The organism is Streptomyces sp. NPDC087844 (assembly GCF_044742785.1).
Classification (GTDB): domain Bacteria; phylum Actinomycetota; class Actinomycetes; order Streptomycetales; family Streptomycetaceae; genus Streptomyces.
Genome location: NZ_JBIUVD010000021.1, coordinates 164,504 through 181,324, shown reverse-complemented (window position 1 = coordinate 181,324; position 16,821 = coordinate 164,504). Strand labels below are relative to the sequence as shown.

Annotated in this window: 14 protein-coding genes and 1 pseudogene; 5 read left to right on the top strand and 10 right to left on the bottom strand. The window is 70.6% G+C overall.

Annotated features, from left to right (window positions below; all coding sequences use genetic code 11):
- The first annotated feature begins 276 nt into the window (after positions 1 to 276).
- Complete coding sequence (locus ACIOKD_RS32735) at positions 277 to 711, top strand: cupin domain-containing protein (protein ID WP_402091223.1); 435 nt, start codon at positions 277 to 279, stop codon at positions 709 to 711.
- A 13-nt stretch (positions 712 to 724) separates the two neighbouring features.
- On the opposite strand, the gene ACIOKD_RS32730 is transcribed toward ACIOKD_RS32735, so the two are convergent.
- Positions 725 to 1,183, bottom strand: a complete 459-nt coding sequence (locus ACIOKD_RS32730) for a MerR family transcriptional regulator (RefSeq protein ID WP_402091221.1) — start codon at positions 1,181 to 1,183, stop codon at positions 725 to 727.
- A 312-nt stretch (positions 1,184 to 1,495) separates the two neighbouring features.
- Between ACIOKD_RS32730 and ACIOKD_RS32725 the strand changes: the two genes are divergently transcribed.
- A complete protein-coding gene (locus ACIOKD_RS32725; protein WP_402091219.1) occupies positions 1,496 to 3,022 on the top strand; it encodes a SulP family inorganic anion transporter in 1,527 nt (508 codons plus the stop codon).
- 190 nt (positions 3,023 to 3,212) lie between these two features.
- Here ACIOKD_RS32725 and ACIOKD_RS32720 read toward each other — a convergent pair whose 3' ends face one another.
- The 4 genes from ACIOKD_RS32720 to ACIOKD_RS32705 all read right to left on the bottom strand — a co-directional run bounded on the left by ACIOKD_RS32720 (position 3,213) and on the right by ACIOKD_RS32705 (position 7,747).
- A complete protein-coding gene (locus tag ACIOKD_RS32720) occupies positions 3,213 to 4,049 on the bottom strand; it encodes a carbohydrate ABC transporter permease (RefSeq protein WP_402091217.1) in 837 nt (278 codons plus the stop codon).
- Entirely contained in the window at positions 4,046 to 5,059 is a 1,014-nt protein-coding gene (locus ACIOKD_RS32715) for a carbohydrate ABC transporter permease (protein WP_402091215.1), read from the bottom strand. The genes ACIOKD_RS32720 and ACIOKD_RS32715 overlap by 4 nt, the downstream gene beginning before the upstream one ends.
- A gap of 2 nt (positions 5,060 to 5,061) precedes the next feature.
- Positions 5,062 to 6,366, bottom strand: a complete 1,305-nt coding sequence (locus ACIOKD_RS32710; protein WP_402091212.1) for an ABC transporter substrate-binding protein — start codon at positions 6,364 to 6,366, stop codon at positions 5,062 to 5,064.
- A 139-nt stretch (positions 6,367 to 6,505) separates the two neighbouring features.
- Entirely contained in the window at positions 6,506 to 7,747 is a 1,242-nt protein-coding gene (locus tag ACIOKD_RS32705) for an aminotransferase class V-fold PLP-dependent enzyme (RefSeq protein WP_402091210.1), read from the bottom strand.
- 248 nt (positions 7,748 to 7,995) lie between these two features.
- On the opposite strand from ACIOKD_RS32705, the gene ACIOKD_RS32700 reads away from it, so the two are divergent.
- Both ACIOKD_RS32700 and ACIOKD_RS32695 read left to right on the top strand, forming a co-directional pair.
- A complete protein-coding gene (locus tag ACIOKD_RS32700) occupies positions 7,996 to 8,706 on the top strand; it encodes a FadR/GntR family transcriptional regulator (RefSeq protein WP_402091207.1) in 711 nt (236 codons plus the stop codon).
- 62 nt (positions 8,707 to 8,768) lie between these two features.
- Positions 8,769 to 9,664, top strand: a pseudogene (locus tag ACIOKD_RS32695) (fumarylacetoacetate hydrolase family protein).
- A 75-nt stretch (positions 9,665 to 9,739) separates the two neighbouring features.
- On the opposite strand, the gene ACIOKD_RS32690 reads toward ACIOKD_RS32695, so the two are convergent.
- Both ACIOKD_RS32690 and ACIOKD_RS32685 read right to left on the bottom strand, forming a co-directional pair.
- Positions 9,740 to 10,189, bottom strand: coding sequence for a DUF6069 family protein (locus tag ACIOKD_RS32690; protein ID WP_402091204.1), 450 nt, complete (start codon positions 10,187 to 10,189; stop codon positions 9,740 to 9,742).
- Between the two features lie 140 nt (positions 10,190 to 10,329).
- The gene (locus tag ACIOKD_RS32685; protein ID WP_402091201.1) at positions 10,330 to 12,123 is read right to left on the bottom strand and encodes an FAD-binding dehydrogenase; all 1,794 of its coding nucleotides are present in this window, start codon (positions 12,121 to 12,123) and stop codon (positions 10,330 to 10,332) included.
- Positions 12,124 to 12,379: 256 nt separating this feature from the next.
- Between ACIOKD_RS32685 and ACIOKD_RS32680 the strand changes: the two genes are divergently transcribed.
- The gene (locus ACIOKD_RS32680; protein ID WP_402091198.1) at positions 12,380 to 13,552 is read left to right on the top strand and encodes a PucR family transcriptional regulator; all 1,173 of its coding nucleotides are present in this window, start codon (positions 12,380 to 12,382) and stop codon (positions 13,550 to 13,552) included.
- A 9-nt stretch (positions 13,553 to 13,561) separates the two neighbouring features.
- Here ACIOKD_RS32680 and ACIOKD_RS32675 read toward each other — a convergent pair whose 3' ends face one another.
- The 3 genes from ACIOKD_RS32675 to ACIOKD_RS32665 form a co-directional block, all read right to left on the bottom strand.
- The gene (locus ACIOKD_RS32675) at positions 13,562 to 15,205 is read right to left on the bottom strand and encodes a phytoene desaturase family protein (protein ID WP_402091197.1); all 1,644 of its coding nucleotides are present in this window, start codon (positions 15,203 to 15,205) and stop codon (positions 13,562 to 13,564) included.
- A gap of 43 nt (positions 15,206 to 15,248) precedes the next feature.
- A complete protein-coding gene (locus tag ACIOKD_RS32670; protein WP_402091194.1) occupies positions 15,249 to 15,725 on the bottom strand; it encodes an SRPBCC family protein in 477 nt (158 codons plus the stop codon).
- A gap of 69 nt (positions 15,726 to 15,794) precedes the next feature.
- Positions 15,795 to 16,682 carry an SDR family oxidoreductase gene (locus ACIOKD_RS32665; RefSeq protein ID WP_402091191.1) on the bottom strand — a complete coding sequence of 296 codons (888 nt, stop codon included), beginning with the start codon at positions 16,680 to 16,682 and terminating at the stop codon, positions 15,795 to 15,797.
- Positions 16,683 to 16,821: the final 139 nt, after the last annotated feature.

The window sequence follows — 16,821 nt, the reverse complement described above, 5'->3', positions numbered from 1 at the left end:
TGCGGACGTTGAACTCGCCGCATGACCCCAGCAAGCCTGAATCACCCCAAACCCGACAGGGGTGCCTTGACGAAGGACATAGAGGCACCCCCCCCGACGTCGGCCACCGGCGTCTGCGCGTCCTGCCGCCTTCGGTGCCTGGACGCTCGGCCGGCCATCTTCAACTGCCTACCGGTGGCGAAGAGTTCGCGCGTTGTCGGGCCAACAGGCCACGGTTGCCTCTATGTTCACTGCGGCACCTTGTCGCCTCGCCCCACGAACCCGGAGGCCCTGCCCATGCGTACCTCGTTCCGCACCGCGGTGGTCGGCGCGGTCGCCGCCGTCACCGTCCTGGCCGGGGGAACAGCCCGGGCGACCCCGCCGGGGCCCGGCGTCACCGGCACACTGATCGCCCGGACGACGGTCGGCGGCACCGACTACGTCGTCCGGGAGATCACCGTGCCGCCCGGTCAGGCCACCGGCTGGCACTACCACGACGGCCCGCTTCACGCGTACGTGAAGCAGGGCACGCTCAGCCACTTCGACTCCACGTGCGCCTCGGACGGCGTGTATCCGCAGGGCAGCGGCATCCAGGAGCCGGCCGGGCCAGGCAACGTCCACATAGGCCGCAACCTGGGGGACACGCCGGTCGTCCTCACCGTGCTCTACGTACTGCCGCACGGCGCGCCCTTCTCCGAGGACGCCCCGAATCCCGGGTGCGCGTTCGAGTAGCGGCGGAACCGGCTCAGGCCGTGGTGGCCCGGTCGCGGTTCCGGTCCCGACCCCGGTCCCCATCCCGACCGCGGTCCCGGTCACGGTTCAGGCGCTTGCGGAGCGTCTGGGCGAACTCCTCCGCCTCCGCCAGCTGCGCGCGCAGCTTCTCCACCTGCCAGACTGCATGCTCCTCGTACTCACGGACGCGCCTCAGCAGGGACTGCCGCTCGTACGCCGTCAGGCCGTCGTCGGAGTCGAGGCGGTCGGTGACGGCCAGCAGGTCGCGCATCTGCTCCAGGGTGAAGTCGAGCGGCTGCATACGGCGGATCGCCTTCAGCCGCGCGACGTCCTCCCTGGTGTAGAGGCGGAAGCCGCCCTGGGAGCAGGCGGAGGGGGCGACCAGGCCGGTCGCCTCGTAGTGGCGGATCATGCGCAGTGGCAGCTCCGTGCGCGCGCCGACCTCGCCGATCTGCATGTGCTCGCTGCTCATTCGGGCGCCCTACCTCGTCTGTCTCTCGTCTGTCTCGTCTGTGTCCGTCGCCCGGGCCATGGGGCGGCCGACGTCGATCGCTACCGTGACGTCGAGGTAAAGTATGTGATCATCAGGTCGGTTCCATGTCGTTCCCACTCCGGGGGACGGAAGAAAAGTTCCCGTGGCCACCGACCGCGCAGGAGCGACGACGCCGACGCCTCCGGGACAGCACCGCTCCCCCCTCTGCCCCTTCCTGTCACGCCCTGGGCCGAGGCCGGGCGTGCCCGAGTACGACAGGCCTTCTCCTTGCCCACGCCCGCTCCGCCCCCATTGTCCTCGCCGTCATCGCCGGCCTCACTGTCCTCGCGGTCCCCGGTCGCGCGGCTGCGTGGACTGCGTCCCGACTGGCTGTCCGACCCGAAGGTCTGGCGCACCGAGGTGCTGGCCGGTCTGGTGGTGGCGCTCGCGCTGATCCCCGAGGCGATCTCGTTCTCGATCATCGCCGGGGTCGACCCGGCGATCGGCCTGTTCGCGTCCTTCACCATGGCCGTGACCATCTCCGTCGTGGGCGGTCGCCGCGCGATGATCTCCGCGGCCACCGGCGCCGTGGCCCTGGTCATCGCCCCGCTCAACCGCGAGCACGGTCTGGGATACCTGGTCGCCGCGGTCATCCTGGCCGGCGTCATCCAGATCGCCCTCGGCGCGCTCGGCGTCGCGAAGCTGATGCGCTTCGTGCCCCGCAGCGTGATGGTCGGCTTCGTGAACGCCCTCGCCGTCCTGATCTTCATGGCCCAGGTCCCCGAGATGCACGACGTGCCGTGGCCCGTCTACCCGCTGATCATCGGCGGGCTCGTCCTCATGGTGTTCTTCCCGAGGATCACCACCGTGGTCCCGGCCCCGCTCGTGTCCATCGTCGTCCTCACCGCCATCACCCTCGCCGCCGGGATCGCGGTGCCGACCGTCGGGGACAAGGGCGACCTGCCGTCCTCCCTGCCGGTGCCGGGCCTGCCCGACGTGCCCTTCACCCTGGACACCCTCACCACCGTCGCCCCCTACGCGCTCGCCATGGCGCTGGTCGGTCTGATGGAGTCGCTGATGACGGCCAAGCTGGTCGACGACATCACCGACACCCACTCCTCCAAGACCCGGGAGTCGATCGGGCAGGGCGTCGCCAACATCGTCACCGGCTTCTTCGGCGGCATGGGCGGCTGCGCCATGATCGGCCAGACGATGATCAACGTGAAGGTCTCCGGCGCCCGCACCCGGCTGTCCACCTTCCTGGCCGGTGCGTTCCTGATGGTGCTGTGCATCGTCTTCGGCCCGGTCGTCTCCGACATCCCGATGGCCGCCCTGGTCGCCGTGATGGTGATGGTGTCCTTCGCGACCTTCGACTGGCACTCCATCGCGCCCAGGACATTGAGGCGGATGCCGTTCGGTGAGATCGCCGTCATGGTCATCACCGTCGCGTGTGTCGTCGCCACCGGCAACCTCGCCATCGGCGTCGTCGTCGGCTCCGTCACGGCCATGGTCGTCTTCGCCCGGCGGGTGGCCCACCTCGCCGACGTCACCCCGGTCACCGACCCGGACGGCGGCCAGGTCGTCTACGCCGTCACCGGCGCGCTCTTCTTCGCCTCCTCCAACGACCTCGTCGGCCGGTTCGCCTACGCCACCGACCCCGACCGGGTCGTCATCGACCTGACGGCCGCGCATGTCTGGGACGCCACGTCCGTGGCCGCCTTGGACGCCGTCGAGGCCAAGTACGCCCAGCGCGGCAAGACGGTGGAGATCGTCGGGCTGAACGGGCCCAGTGCTCGGCTGCACGGGCACCTCAGCGGTGAGCTGGGCGGGGGGCACTGACGGGCTCGTCCGTCAGTGCCCCCCGCGGGGCTGGTGGTCGTTCGTGGGTGCGGACCGGCCGTGGCTGGGTGCGCCGTTCCCCGCGCCCCTCAATACCAAAGGACTGCGCCGTTCCCCGCGCCCCTGACTGAAGACAGAAGACTGCGCCGTTCCCCGCGCCCCTGAAGGACAGCGCCCCTGAAAGGAGCCGTCAGCCCTTTACCGCGCCCGCCGTCAGGCCCTGGACTATGTGGCGGCTGGCGAAGGCGAACAGGATCATCGTGGGGAGGATGGTGAGGACCGCCGCCGCGGACATCGAGCCCCAGTCGATGTTGAAGCTGGAGATGAACCCGTTCAGGGCCGTCGGCACGGTCTTGTTGCTGTCGCTGTTCATCAGCGTCACCGACAGGAACAGCTCGTTCCAGCAGTTGACGAAGTTGAAGATGAACGCCGCTATGATCCCCGGCCGCATCACCGGCAGCAGCACCCGGAACAGCGCCCCGAACCGGGACAGGCCGTCGATCATCGCGGCCTCCTCCAGCGCGTCCGGGATGTTCTCGAAGAAGCCGCGGAGCATCACGGTGCAGAACGGGATGCAGACCGCGATGTAGACGAGGATGAGCCCGAGCCGGTTGTCGACCATCTTGAGGTCGGTCATCAGCAGGTACAGCGGCCCCAGCGCGATGAACGTCGGAATCATCTGGGTCACCAGGGCGGCCATCAGCAGCGCCGACTTCGTACGGAACTCGAAGCGGGCCAGTACGTACGCCGACAGCATGGAGATGACGGTGGCGATCGCGGCGGCGACGGTGGCCACGATGAGGCTGTTGGTGAGGTAGACGCCGAAGTCGGCCTTGCCGAACAGTCCGCTGTAGTTCTCCAGCGAGAAGTGCTCGGGCCAGTAGGCGATCGGGAAGGCGAAGATGTCCCCGGGCGCCTTGAGGGACGTGATGGTGATCCAGTAGAGGGGGAAGACGGTGAAGACCAGCCACAGCCCCAGGAAGCTGAACTTGGTGACCCGGCCCGCCGTGGACTCCTTGCCGATCACGGCTTCACCTCTCGCTTCTCGCGCGTGGCCAGGAGGAAGAAGACCGCGAACACCAGCAGCGTGGCGACGACGATGAGACCGAGCGCGGAGGCTCTGCCGTAGTCACCCTGCTGCGTGATCTTGATCATCCACGTGGTCACGATGTGCGTCTCGTTGTTCGGTCCGCCGCCGGTCATCCCGAAGATCAGGTCGGGGAAGTTGAAGATCCAGATGATGCGCAGCAGCACGGTCAGCGCGAGCGTGACGCGGATGTACGGAATGGTGATCTGGAAGAGCGTGCGCACCTTGCCGGCGCCGTCCAGCGCAGAGGCCTCGTACAGCTCCTCGGGGATGGACTGCAGCGCGGCGAGGATCATGATCGTGAAGAAGGTGACCCCGTACCAGATGTTGGCGATCACGACGGCGAACATCGCGGTCTTGGGGTCGGCCAGCCAGGCGACCGGCTCGTCGATCAGGCCGGCCTTCTGGAGCAGGTCGTTGACGACGCCGAACTCGCTGTTGAACATCCAGCGGAACAGGATGCCGATGAGGAATCCGGAGATCGCCCAGGGGAAGAAGATGAGCGCCTGGTAGAGCCCGCGGAAGCGGAACCTGCGGCGCAGCCACAGGGCGAGGGCGAAGCCGATCACCAGCTGGGGCACGATCGAGCCGACCACCCAGATCGCGGTGTTGCTCAGTACGGTGCCCCAGGCGGGGTCGGCGAAGACGTCGCGGAAGTTCCGCAGGCCCACCCAGGAGGTGTCGGTCAGGTCCGTCAGGTTCCAGTGGCGGAAGGCCATCTGGCTGCCGGCGATCATCGGGTAGTACGTGAAGACCGCCACGAAGATCGCGGCCGGTGCCATGAAGAGAGTGATGAGGAAACCGCGCCGAGCGGTGAACTCCGGCTTGCGGCGGCCTGGTTGGACCTTGCGGACGGGCCGGGCGCCCCCGTTGCCGGAGGCCCCCGCCGAAGCTGTCTTCGGTGTTTCTGCCGGTCCCGTCGCTGACGTCGTCTCGGACGCGGTGGGCATGGCTAGTTCTCCTGCTGCCGCTTCTCGGTCCAGTACGTGTCCCAGCCGGCCAGCAGTTCCTTGGGCGTCGTCTTGCCGAGGACCATCTTCTGGATGTCGGCGTCGGCCTTCTGCTGCCACTCGGCCCACCAAGCGACTCCGCGCGGCTGGCTGACGTTGAGGTAGGTGTCCGGGTTCTCCGTCATGGTGACGTAGCTGGACCAGGGGCCGGTCTTGTAGAACGGGTCCTCGGCGGCCGACTTGAGGATCGGCACCAGGCTGTTCTTCTTGGTGAAGCTCGTCGACGCCTCACCCTCGGAGAGGAACTCGACCAGCTCGACCGCTTCCTTCTTGTGCTTGCTGCCCTTCGCGACGCCCCATCCGGCGGTGGCCAGCGGCTGTACGGTCTTGCCGCTGGGGCCCGCCACCAGCGGGGCGGTGCTCCACTGGTCCTTCTTGATGGACTTGGACTCCGACACGGTGGCGATCACTTCGGGGTCCTGCAGCAGGAAGGCCGTGGAGCCGTTCGAGAAGCCCTCGACCATCTCGGGGTAGCCCCAGGAGACGGACGACTTGGGCGACGCGTCCTTGAAGAGCTTGAGGTAGGTCTGCATGGCGTCGAGCGCCTCGGGGGCGGAGAAGATCGTCTTGCCGTTCTTCAGCTTGAAGCCGTCGGCGGAGTCGATCTCGTCGGCGACGTACGCCTCGATGACTGCGGTGGCGTTGCCCTGGGCGTTGGCTCCGCCGCGGAAGGCGTACCCGTACTTGCGCTTGGCCGGGTCGTGGATGGCGGAGGCCTGTTCGAGGAGTTCGTCCCAGGTGGCCGGAGGCTTGCTGAAGCCGGCCTCCTTGATCAGGTCGGTGCGGTAGAAGACGCTCAGACCGTAGAAGCCGTACGGGACGAAGTACGTCTTGCCCTCGGCGTCCTGGGATGCCTTGACGGCGTTCTCCGTCATCGCCTCCCAGCCCTTCCAGGACGTGAGGTCCTTCTTCATGTCGTAGATCCAGCCGTTGTTCGACCAGGGTCCGACGGTCGTGTCCCGTACTTCGAGGGTGTCGACCCCGCTGCCGGACTGGAGCATCTGCTGGATCTTCTGGTCTGCCTGCTCGGTGGGCGGCGAGATCAGGTTGACCTTGATCTTGGGGTTCTGCTTCTGGAAGTCCGCTATCAGGCCCTTGATCAGGTCCGTACGGGCGGGGTTGGTCAGGCTCTCCACCATGTTGAGGGTGACCGTGCCGTCGGCCTGGGAGCCGCTCATGCTGCTACAGCCGGTCAGGACCATCGTGGCGGCGGTGCCGAGGGCGAGAACTGCCGTCCTTCTTCTCATCGTGCCGACCTCTTTCTGTGCTGCTGTGCGGGGGACGGGCGTTACGGAGCGCCCGGGGGTTCGTGGTGCGACGCGGGGTACGGAGTTCCCGGCGCCAGGTGCTCGGTGCTCGGTGCTGGGTGGTGGGTGCTGGGTGCGTCTACGACGCGCCCGGCTGTTCGCGGGCCGCGCGGGCCCATCGGCCGAGGAGGGGTACGCAGTCCTCGGCGAAGTACTCGTAGTCGGCGGCGGTGTTGTAGACGTGCGCGGACAGCCGCATGTAGCCGATGCCGTCGAAGCTGGTGAAGGCCGCCTCCACACCGAGTTCGCGGGCGGCCCGGTCGCGCAGCGCGTCGGCCTCGATCCGGCTGCCGGCCAGACCGTCCGGCAGCCGCACCAGCCGCATGCCCGGGACCGGCATGCCCACGTCGACGGTGCCGGTGACGCCGGTCAGCTCTGCGAAGGCGGCGCCGATGACGCGCTCGCCGTAGCCGGCCAGGTCGTCCATGTACCGTCGGGCCGTGTCCCAGCCCCAGGTGCTCTCGACGAAGTCCAGGGCCGACCCGGCCGCGAGATAGCCGGTGGCATCGATCGTGCCCTGCTGGTCGAAGCGGTCGGGATACGGATCGGCGGCGCCCCACGAGTCGATCAGGGGGTAGAGCTCCTCGCGCAGTTCGCCGCGGGCGACCAGCGTGGCCGTACCGCGTGGCGTGCACCCCCACTTGTGCAGGTTGCCGACCCAGAAGTCGCAGGTCAGGCCGTCCAGCGGAGCCTCGATCAGGCCGGGGGCGTGTGCGGCGTCGACCAGGAGCGGGATACCGCGCCGCCGGGCCTGAGCGCCGACCAGTTCCACCGGCAGCCGTCGTGCGGTCGCGGAGGTGATCTGGTCGAGGACGATCAGGTCCGTGTCGTCGTCGACCGCGGCCATGACGGCCTCGTACGCCTGCTCCTCGCTCGCCTCCAGCGGCACGCGGGCGGTACGCACCTCGCCGCCCCAGCGCCTGGCGAGTCGCTCGGCGCCCATGGTCACCGCGCCGTAGCCGTGGTCGGTGACGACGATCCCACCGCCCCGGCGCCGCTGGAGCGAGGCGAACACGACGCTGATGCCGGCGCTCGCGTTCGGCACCAGGGCAACGTCGTCGGGGGCGACCCGCAGAAAGGCCGCGAGGTCGATCCTGGCGGCGGCGATCCGCTGCGGCAGGGCCGGAAACCACACCACCGGCGAGCTGTCCATCTCGGCGCGGAACTCGTTCTGCCGTTCCTGGGCCACCAGGGGGACCGCCCCGAAGGAGCCATGGTTGAGGTGCTTCATGACGGGGTCGAGCGACCACGCCCGGGCCGCGGGGCGGCCGTCCGCCAGCAGCAAGGGGCGCGGGGCGGTGGTGACCTCGGTCTCGCTCACATCACTCCACATCTACCGAACCCGAGTGCCCGCCGATTTCCCGTCTGCAGTCCGCAGACATCTGACATCGGGCGGGACACGTATGATGACTCGGCATCCTGCACGGCATTTTTGCGCCACGCAAGGGGTGTGCAGCGATAGTCATCAGATGACTTTCGACCGATACATCAGAGACATCTGATGACTCGGAGTCGCTAGAGTGCCCGAGGGTTACGGTGCTGCCGCCGGCCCGCCACGGGAGGAATCGGATGTCCGCAGTCGACAGAGCGTTCCACGGCCTGCGCCACATGATCGCGACGGGGCGGCTCGGGCCGGGTGAGCGCATTCCGCCCGAGGCCGATCTGGGTGAGGAACTCGGCGTCTCAAGGGGCCCGTTGCGCGAGGCCGTACACATGCTCTCGGCCCTGGGCGTGGTCGAACCGCGGCACGGCTCGGGCACCTATGTGTCCCAGCTCAGGCCGGAAGACATCATCGGCAGCCTTTCGCTGACCCTTGAACTCCTGCCGCTGACCGGCCTGTTGGAGGTGTACGAGATCCGGCGGGTACTGGAGGCGCATGTCGCGGCCAAGGCCGCCGCGCGGCGGACCCCCGAGACGGTGAAGTCACTCTTCTCCCTCATCGAGGCCATGGAGGCGACCGAGGACCCCACCGAGGCCTCGGACCTCGACCACCGTTTCCACGCCGAGATCGCGCGGGCCGCCGAGAATCCCACGCTGGCCTCGCTGCTCGCGGTCTTCCGCGCCCGCTCCCGCAAGTACCAGATCTTCACGCTCCCCGAGGGCCCGGAGCTGCGGCGCAAGAGCGACGCGGACCACCGGGTGCTGGCGACCGCGATCGCCGACCGTGACCCCGGTGCCGCCGCCGGGGCGGCCGAGGCGCATGTCGCGCAGACGGAGCGGTGGTTGCGGGCTTTTATGCCGCCCGTGGAGGAGGTGGACGACGACGGCGTCCCGGCCTGACGGGTGACTTGGCCGTCAGCGAGGGCTGGAACCGTAGGCGGGTCGTCGGGTGCGGGTGCGTCGTGGTTGCTCGCGCCGTTCCCCGCGCCCCTGAGGGGGCGCCGCTCATGCCCCCATCGTCTCCGTCAGTTGTCTGCCCACTCGCGCGGCCGTCTCGCGCAGCCGGATGTGGGCCGCGTCGTGGGGGTGCACGGGATGCCACCACAGGGCTTCGCGCAGCGGCACCGCCTCGTACGGAGGCGTCACCACGCGGACGGCGGCGAGGGGTGCGAGGAGCCGGGCGAGGCGTGCCTGGACCAGCGCGGCGGCGCCGACCTTCTGCTTCACCGACCCGCACGCGATCTACGGCCCCGGCCAGGACGTACCCGTACCGCCCGGGTCGGCCGCCCTGGACTTCGAACTGGAAGTCGCCGCCGTCATCGGGCGGGAGGGCCGGGACCTCGCACCCGAGCGGGCCCGGGACCACATCGTCGGCTACACCGTCCTCAACGACTGGTCCGCCCGAGACCTGCGGTCCGCCGAGATGAGGGTCGGGCTCGGTCCGTGCAAGGGCAAGGACACCGCGGCCACCCTGGGCCCGTACCTCGTCACCGCCGACGAACTGGAGCCGCACCGGGACGCCGACGGTTTCCTGCGGCTGGCCCTGACCGCCGAGATCAACGGCCGGGTGGTCGGCAGGGAGCTGCTCTCCCACATGAGCTGGACCTTCGAGGAGATGACCGCGTACGCCTCCCGCGGCACCCGCGTCGTACCGGGTGACGCCCTCGGCTCCGGTACCTGCGGCAACGGCGGCTGCCTGGCCGAACTGTGGGGCCCGCGCGGCGAACAGGACCCGCCGCCGCTGCGGCCGGGCGACACGGTCACTCTCACCGTCGAGGGCATCGGCACACTCACCAACACCGTCGTCCCGGGGGCCGAGCCCGTCCCTCTGCCACCGGCCCGGCGCCGGCGCCCCTGAGGGGCGCGGGAAACCGCGCGACCGGCCACGGCGGACCCGCGGCCGGCGAACAGCCTCTCCGACCCTCCGGCGGGATCACGCGCGCCGCCGCGCCAGCCGCCCCGCCAGCAGCGGAATGACGACGGCCGCGGCCACCACATGGGACACGGCCAGGACGATCTGCGTGGACGTGGCGGTGTGCGGGGCGACGGCCGGGCCCGCCAGGGACAGCGCGGTCAGTGCGACGGTGATCACCACGAAGGTGCGGGCGGGCCGCTCGGCCCAGCGGGCGAGCGCCATCGCCAGGACGACCCCGGCGACCGACCAGAACAGCACGCCCCCGGCGAAGCCGCCCACCGGGATCTCGGCGGCCTCCGTCGCCCCGGGACTCGCCGCCTCCATCGGTACGCCGGCGCCGCGGGCGACGAGAGCGAAGGCCTCGGTCACCACGGCTCCGGCGAACACCGCGAGGGCGCCGACCTGCCACACCGGACGCGTACCGAGGGACTGGGCGAAGGACTGGTTCCGGGACGCGATGTCGCTCATGGCAGGGTCTCCTGTCGGCAATTCCTGGATGCTTGGCCTTTCACAGAGTCAGACCGCGGCGCGGCCAGGAACTGAGCGGTCACCGGGCAACAATCGTCAGGCCGGGCCGAGTTCGGGCCGAAGGCGGGCCGCGGCCGGGTTCAGGACCCGGTCGCCGCCGCGGCGGCCCGTCCCGCCGCCCGCCCCGAGAACAGGCACCCGCCCAGGAACGTCCCCTCAAGGGACCGGTACCCGTGGACACCGCCCCCGCCGAACCCGGCGACCTCCCCGGCCGCGTACAGGCCGGGCACCGGCACGCCGGTCGCGTTGAGGACCCGGCCGGAGAGGTCGGTCTGGAGGCCGCCGAGGGTCTTGCGGGTGAGGATGTTGAGGCGAACGGCGATCAGCGGCCCGGCACTCGGGTCCATGATCTTGTGCGCCGCCGCCGTGCGGCTGAGACTGTCCCCGGGATAGGCGAGGGCGTTGCGGATGCCCATGACCTGGAGGTCCTTGGTGTACGGGTTGTCCATCTCCCGGTCGCGCGCCTCGATCCGGCGTTGCAGGTCGGCCAGGTCGATCAGTCCGTCGCCGGTCAGTTTGTTCATGCCGCGGACGAGTTCGGACAGGGTCGTGGCGACGACGAAGTCCACGCCGTTCTTCTTGAACTTCTCGATCGGCTCGGGCGTCTGCCAGATGCGCGAGAGCAGCTTCCAGACGTTCTTCTCGGTCAGGTCCGGGTTCTGCTCGGAGCCGGAGAGCGCGAACTCCTTGGCGAGGATCTTCTGAGTGGTGACGAACCAGGAGTAGTCGTATCCGGAGGCGGTGATCGACTTCAGCGTGTGGAGGGTGTCGTAGCCGGGCATGTCGGGCGCGCCGAACCGTCTGCCGGTGGCGTCGAACCACATGGACGACGGGCCCGGCAGGATACGGATGCCGTGCCCCGGCCAGATGGGGTCGTAGTTCCTGAGGCCCTCGGTGTAGTGCCACATCCGGTCGGGGTTGACGATCCGGCCGCCCGCCTTCTCGGTGATCGCGAGCATCCGGCCGTCCACATGGGCCGGGACTCCGGTGATCATGGTCTTGGGCGGGGTGCCGAGCCGGGCCGGCCAGTTCTGCCGTACGAGATCGTGGTTGGCGCCGATTCCGCCCGAGGTGACGACGACGACCGGGGCGCGCAGCTCGAACTCACCGACCACCGTGCGTGAACTGGGCTTCCCGCGTGCGGCGTCGCTCGGCTCCAGGACAGCGCCCCGGACACCGGTCACGGCCCCGTTGGTCGTCACGAGAGCGTCGACGCGGTGCCGGAACCTGAGGGTGACCTTCCCGTCCGCGACCGCCGCCCGCACCTTCTTCTCGAACGGTTCGACGACCGCGGGACCCGTGCCCCAGGTGACGTGGAAGCGCGGCACCGAGTTGCCGTGTCCGTCCGCGAGACCGCCGCCGCGCTCCGCCCAGCCGACGATCGGGAACCACTGCACGCCCAGGCCCGCGAGCCAGGAGCGCTTCTCCCCGGACGCGAAGTCCACGTACGCCTCGGCCCACTTGTGGGCCCAGTGGTCCTGGCCCGACGTGTCGCTGACGCCGCGGTCGAAGCCGGCGGTGCCCAGCCAGTCCTGCCAGGCCAGTTCCTGGGAGTCCTTGATGCCCATCAGCCGCTGTTCGTCGGAGTCGACGAGGAACAGGCCGCCGAAGGACCAGAACGCCTGACCGCCGAGATTCGTCGCCGGTTCCTGGTCGAGCAGCAGGACCTTGCGGCCCGCCGCGGCCAGTTCCGCCGTGGCCACCAGGCCGGCGAGGCCGCCTCCGACGACGATCGCGTCCGCGTCCGAGGCGGCGGCCGAGGCGGCGAAGGCAGGGGCCGTCGCCTGGGCGAGGGCGGTGGTGGCGAGCGCGCCACCCGCCGCCGCCAGGGCACGGCGCCGGGTGATCGCGGCCAGGGCTGGGGAGTTCTCCATGGACTGCCTTCCGGAGGAGACGGAAAAGATGCGGGACGGGATACGGGATACGGGATACGGGGGATGTTCCTGGGACCGCCGCACTGTTACCGTCGGTAGCCCTCAGGGAACCAGGTCGTCACAGCGATGTGGTAGTGGCCGGACACCAACATGCGGACGGCTTCGTTGTGGCCCGGCGACAGCGCGGACCGGCAGCGGACGGACCGTGGGCAGGTCGCGGGCGGATCGCGGAAGAACACGGAGGGAGACGCGACTCATGGCTGTCGTCCACGAGCGCGAACCGGTCACCGAGATCCTGCGGACGATGGCCGTCGACGACGACGTGTGCGGCGAACTCGTCCGCGCGGCCCGGACCCACTCCCCCGAAGTCGCCCGGCTCACCGAGGCGGAGAGCCGCTCCCACGTCACCGCCATGATCCGCGCCGCCGGCGAGTGGTTCGCCACCTTCGACGGGGTCGAGCAACAGGACTTCACGGCCGCCCTGTTACTGGGGGCCGACCGGGCGGGCCAGGGCGTCGCGATGACCGCGGTGCTGCGAGGGGTCCAGGCCGGGCTGGGCCGCGCACTGGAGATCACCGTCGAGCGCTGCCGGGCGGCGGGAGTGCCGGACAGCACCCTGCTCGGCGTCGTCCTGCGTCTCAACGAGTACGGCGACGCGATCGAACGCCATGTGATCAACGGCTACCGGGCCGCCGAGCGGGCCACCCCGCACGAGAGCGCCGAGGTCCGCACGCACGTACTCCGCAGGCTGCTGGTCGGCGGAGTCGTGCCGTCGCCCCTGGAGATGGCCGGGGCCGGTATGCGGCCCGGCGGCGGACCGCACCACTGTGTCGTCGCGGACGCCGGCAGCCCCGCGGCCGTACGCCTCCTCACGGACCGGCTCTCCGGACTCGGCGCGGTCTCCGGCCTGATCGAGGGACGGCCGGCCGGTCTGTGCCGACGGATGCCCGGGATCGGGGAAGCGGGAGCGTCGGCCCTGGTCGTGGTCTCACCGGCCGCTCCGCTGGAGGAGATCCGCCCGCTGTACCGGCTCTGTGTCAGGGCCGTGGACATCGGTGTCCGGCAGGGGCGTCAGGGCCTGTACGAGCTGACCGACTTCGCCGCCGAGATCGCCCTCGCCGACCAGCCTCTCCTGGGCACGCACCTCAGCGCCCGACTCCTGGGCGCCCTCGACGAGTCGGACGCCTTTCACCGCCAACTCGCGGTCACCGCGCTGACGTTCCTCGACAACGGCCGACGTCTCGACCAGAGTGCGACGGCCCTGTTCACCCACCCCAACACCGTCCGCTACCGGCTCGGCCGCCTCCAGCAGATCACCGGGCACCCGCTGACCGACCTCACGTCCGGGCCCCTCACCGAACCACTGAGCACCCTGCACTGGTGGTGGGCCCTGACCACCTGGCTCCGGCGGGACCCGGAACCGCTCTAGCCAATACAACTAGCCGTCGCGGGTGCCGAGTTCGGGCCTGCGGTCCCCCTTGCGGTCGCGGCGGGCCAGCAGGCGCTGGGCGCGGGTCAGACCGTTCGGAAGGTGCCTGCGCAGCGCGGCCCGGGCGGCGTTGGAGCCGGGGGCCCCGTGCACACCGCCTCCCGGATGCGCGGAGGCCGACGCCAGGTAGAGGCCCTTGACCGGCGTCTCCGGGCGCCCGGTACCCGGGACGGGCCGGAACACGAGCTGCTGGTGCAGGGCCGTGGTGCCGCCGTTGATGGCACCCCCGTACAGATTGGCGTCGAGTGCCTGGAGGGTGGGCGGTGCCAGCACGCGCCGGGCCCGGATCAGGGAACGGAACCCCGGCGCGAAGCGCTCGACCTGCCGCTCGACCCGGTCGGCCATGAGCTCCTGCTCCTTCGCGTCCCAGCTCCCGGTCAGTCCGTCGTCACCCGCGTCACCCTTGATGCGGTGCGGGACATGGGTGTACGCCCAGGCCGACTCGGTGCCCGCGGGCGACCGGGTGGGATCGGAAGTCGTCATCTGCCCGAACAGCGCGAACGGCCGGTCCGGTACCTGCCCCATGGCGACCTGTGCCGCGAACCGGGTCAGCTCGTCGACGCCGTCAGCCAGGTGCACGGTTCCCGCGCCGACGGCCTCGGGGGCCTGCCACGGGACGGAACCGTCGAGGGCCCAGTCGACCTTGAAGGTGGCGAAGTCCCACTGGAACCGGCGCAGATCGGCCACTACCTGCGGGGGCAGGTCGGCACTGTCCACCAACTCGCCGTACAGGGCCGGCGCCGACACGTCCGCGAGGACGGCCCGAGCGGCGGACACCGTCTCGCCGCCGTCCGTGCGCACCGCCACGGCCCTGCCCTGCCGGACGACGACGCGGCTCACGCGCTGCCCGCACCGGAGCACTCCGCCGCGCTCCTTCAGCCGCCGGGTCAGCGCCCCGATCAGGGCGCCCGAACCGCCGACGGGAACGGGAAACCCGTACGACTGGCCCAGCATCGACATCAGCCAGCCGAAGCCACCGCTTCCCGCGGCCTCCGGGGCGAGGTCGGCGTGCAGCGCGTTGCCCGCGAGCAGCAGCCTGCCGCCCTCGCCGCGGAACTCCTCCTCACCGAGTCGCCGTACCGGCAGCACCATCGAGCGGGCCAGGCGCAGCCCGCCGGCGGTCCGCAGGCGCAGGGCGAGGCGGGCGCCCGCGCGTACCGGCGGGAACGGCGTGAACAGCGCTTCCAGCAAATCGGGGCGGAGCCGGTCCCATATCCGGTGCAGCTCACGCCAGGCGTCGCCGTCGCCGTCGGCGAAGACGTCCAGGGACGCGGCGGTGTCGTCGAGGTCGCGTCCGAGCACGGCGCACCGGCCGTCGGACAGCGGGTGGGCCAGTACGCGAGGCGCGTGGCTCCAGTGCAGCCCGTACCGCTCCAGGTGGAGTCCGGCGAGGACCGGCGAGGCCGCGGCCAGGGGGTAGAACGAGCTGAAGAGGTCGCTCGTGAAGTCCGGGTCGACCCCGGTGTCGTGCCGTACAGCGCCCCCGGGCTCGTCCTGTTCCTCCAGGACCTCGACGCTCCAGCCCTCGTCTGCCAGCAGGTTGGCGGCGACGAGCCCGTTGGGACCGGCTCCGATGACTACCGCGTCCGGCACGGCCGCCTCCCGTCCCGTCGCCGTGTCGCACGGACGACGCCGGTCATGCCGGCCTCGGCTCAGTGCGGGCGGGCCGGGACTGTGTCTGCCCGTCGCCCTCGCACACGTCGGCCAGCCGCTTGAGCATGGCCCGGTGCCGCAGCTGGATGAGTCCCTCCACGGCCACGTTGTGCAGGGTGCCGCCGGCCCCCTGCAGCGGATGCTCGTCGATGATCACCAGCGTGTACTCGCCCCAGGGCCGCAGTTCGATGGCGATGCGGGCGGTGCCGAGCGGACCCGCGATCGCTTCCAGTTCCAGTTCGTGCTCCTCGACGCACGCCCGTACGACCGACTCGTTGCGCAGGGTCCAGAGCCCGACCCGCACTTCGTACCCGATCGCTGAATGCACCTGCGGCCACCGGCCGCGCACGGGGTACGAGGATGCCGTCCCCACGACCCAGTCCGCGTACCGGGTGCCGTCGGCCAGGACGGCCCATACCTCGCTCGGACTTTTTTTGATGAGCCTGTGGCGTACGGCCACCTCTGCCTCCTTCGTATCGCACCCGTCGGTAGCGGAGTGATCCGTGCCGAGTCCCCCGGCATCCGGAGTTCAACCGACCGGCGGCCTGCCGCTGTCGGGTCCGTCGGCCCGTCCGCCCACGCCGAGCAGGCCGGTGGGGCGGAAGGGCTCCCGGGCCGCCAGCCGCGGCAGGGCCCGGCGCGACACGCGCAGCACGACCGGCGGCAGCGCGGCACGGCCCAGCTGGGCGGCGAGCAGCCAGCCGGGCACGTACACCGAGGTGCGCCGCCGCTCGACGGCCCGCGCCAGCCGGGCCGCGACGTGCTCCACGGGATGGACGCGGCGGGCCGGGGGCGGCATGTGGCCCCGCAGTTCGCGCAGCACGGCGTGCCGGTCGGCGTCGCGGATCATGTCGGTGTCGGTCCAGTTCAGGTAGGCGATGCCCACCGCGACCCGCTGATGGGCCACCTCGGCCCGCAGGGAGTGGGCGAAGGCCTCCACGCCCGCCTTGGAGGCGCAGTAGGCGCTCATCATCGGTGAGGCGCCGATCGAGGCCAGTGAGGCGATCTGGAGGTAGTAGCCCGCCGTGTCCACCAGGTCGGGCAGGAAGGCGCGCGCGGTGATCGCGCTGCCGGTGAGGTTGACGTCGATCACCCGGCGCCAGGACGCCGCGTCCGACTCGGCGAAGGGGCCGCCCTCGGCGATGCCCGCGTTGGCGATCACCACGGAGGGTTTTCCGAACGTCCCGCGTACGTCGCGGGCTACACCGGTCATGCCGGCGTCGTCGGTGATGTCGACCTCCCAGGCAGCCGCAGGGGTGGGCAGTTCGGCCGCCAGGGCCTCCAGTGCCGGTTTCTCGTGCCCCAGGAGCGCCAGGCGGGCGCCTCGACGGGACAGGTCCCGTGCCAGGGCGGCGCCCACACCCCGGGCTGCCCCGGTCACCACCACCGTTCGGCCACGCAGCGGATCGTGTTTCACGGGTCTCCCTTCGTGCGGGCTCTCGCCGGCTCCGAGCCGTTGGGGACGACTCCCGGTGGCGGCGGTATCCGGATGCGGGTGGGGTCGCCGCACGCTTCCATCGGACCACGATTCGGTGCGGTGCACACCGTGGGCCGCC

Excerpts from the sequence above, each read along its gene's own strand:
- ACIOKD_RS32735 (WP_402091223.1), top strand. The coding sequence starts at position 277 with ATGCGTACCTCGTTCCGCACCGCGGTGGTCGGCGCGGTCGCCGCCGTC.
- ACIOKD_RS32730 (WP_402091221.1), bottom strand. The coding sequence starts at position 1,183 with ATGAGCAGCGAGCACATGCAGATCGGCGAGGTCGGCGCGCGCACGGAG.
- ACIOKD_RS32715 (WP_402091215.1), bottom strand. The coding sequence starts at position 5,059 with ATGCCCACCGCGTCCGAGACGACGTCAGCGACGGGACCGGCAGAAACA.
- ACIOKD_RS32710 (WP_402091212.1), bottom strand. The coding sequence starts at position 6,366 with ATGAGAAGAAGGACGGCAGTTCTCGCCCTCGGCACCGCCGCCACGATG.
- ACIOKD_RS32700 (WP_402091207.1), top strand. The coding sequence starts at position 7,996 with ATGTCCGCAGTCGACAGAGCGTTCCACGGCCTGCGCCACATGATCGCG.
- ACIOKD_RS32690 (WP_402091204.1), bottom strand. The coding sequence starts at position 10,189 with ATGAGCGACATCGCGTCCCGGAACCAGTCCTTCGCCCAGTCCCTCGGT.
- ACIOKD_RS32685 (WP_402091201.1), bottom strand. The coding sequence starts at position 12,123 with ATGGAGAACTCCCCAGCCCTGGCCGCGATCACCCGGCGCCGTGCCCTG.
- ACIOKD_RS32680 (WP_402091198.1), top strand. The coding sequence starts at position 12,380 with ATGGCTGTCGTCCACGAGCGCGAACCGGTCACCGAGATCCTGCGGACG.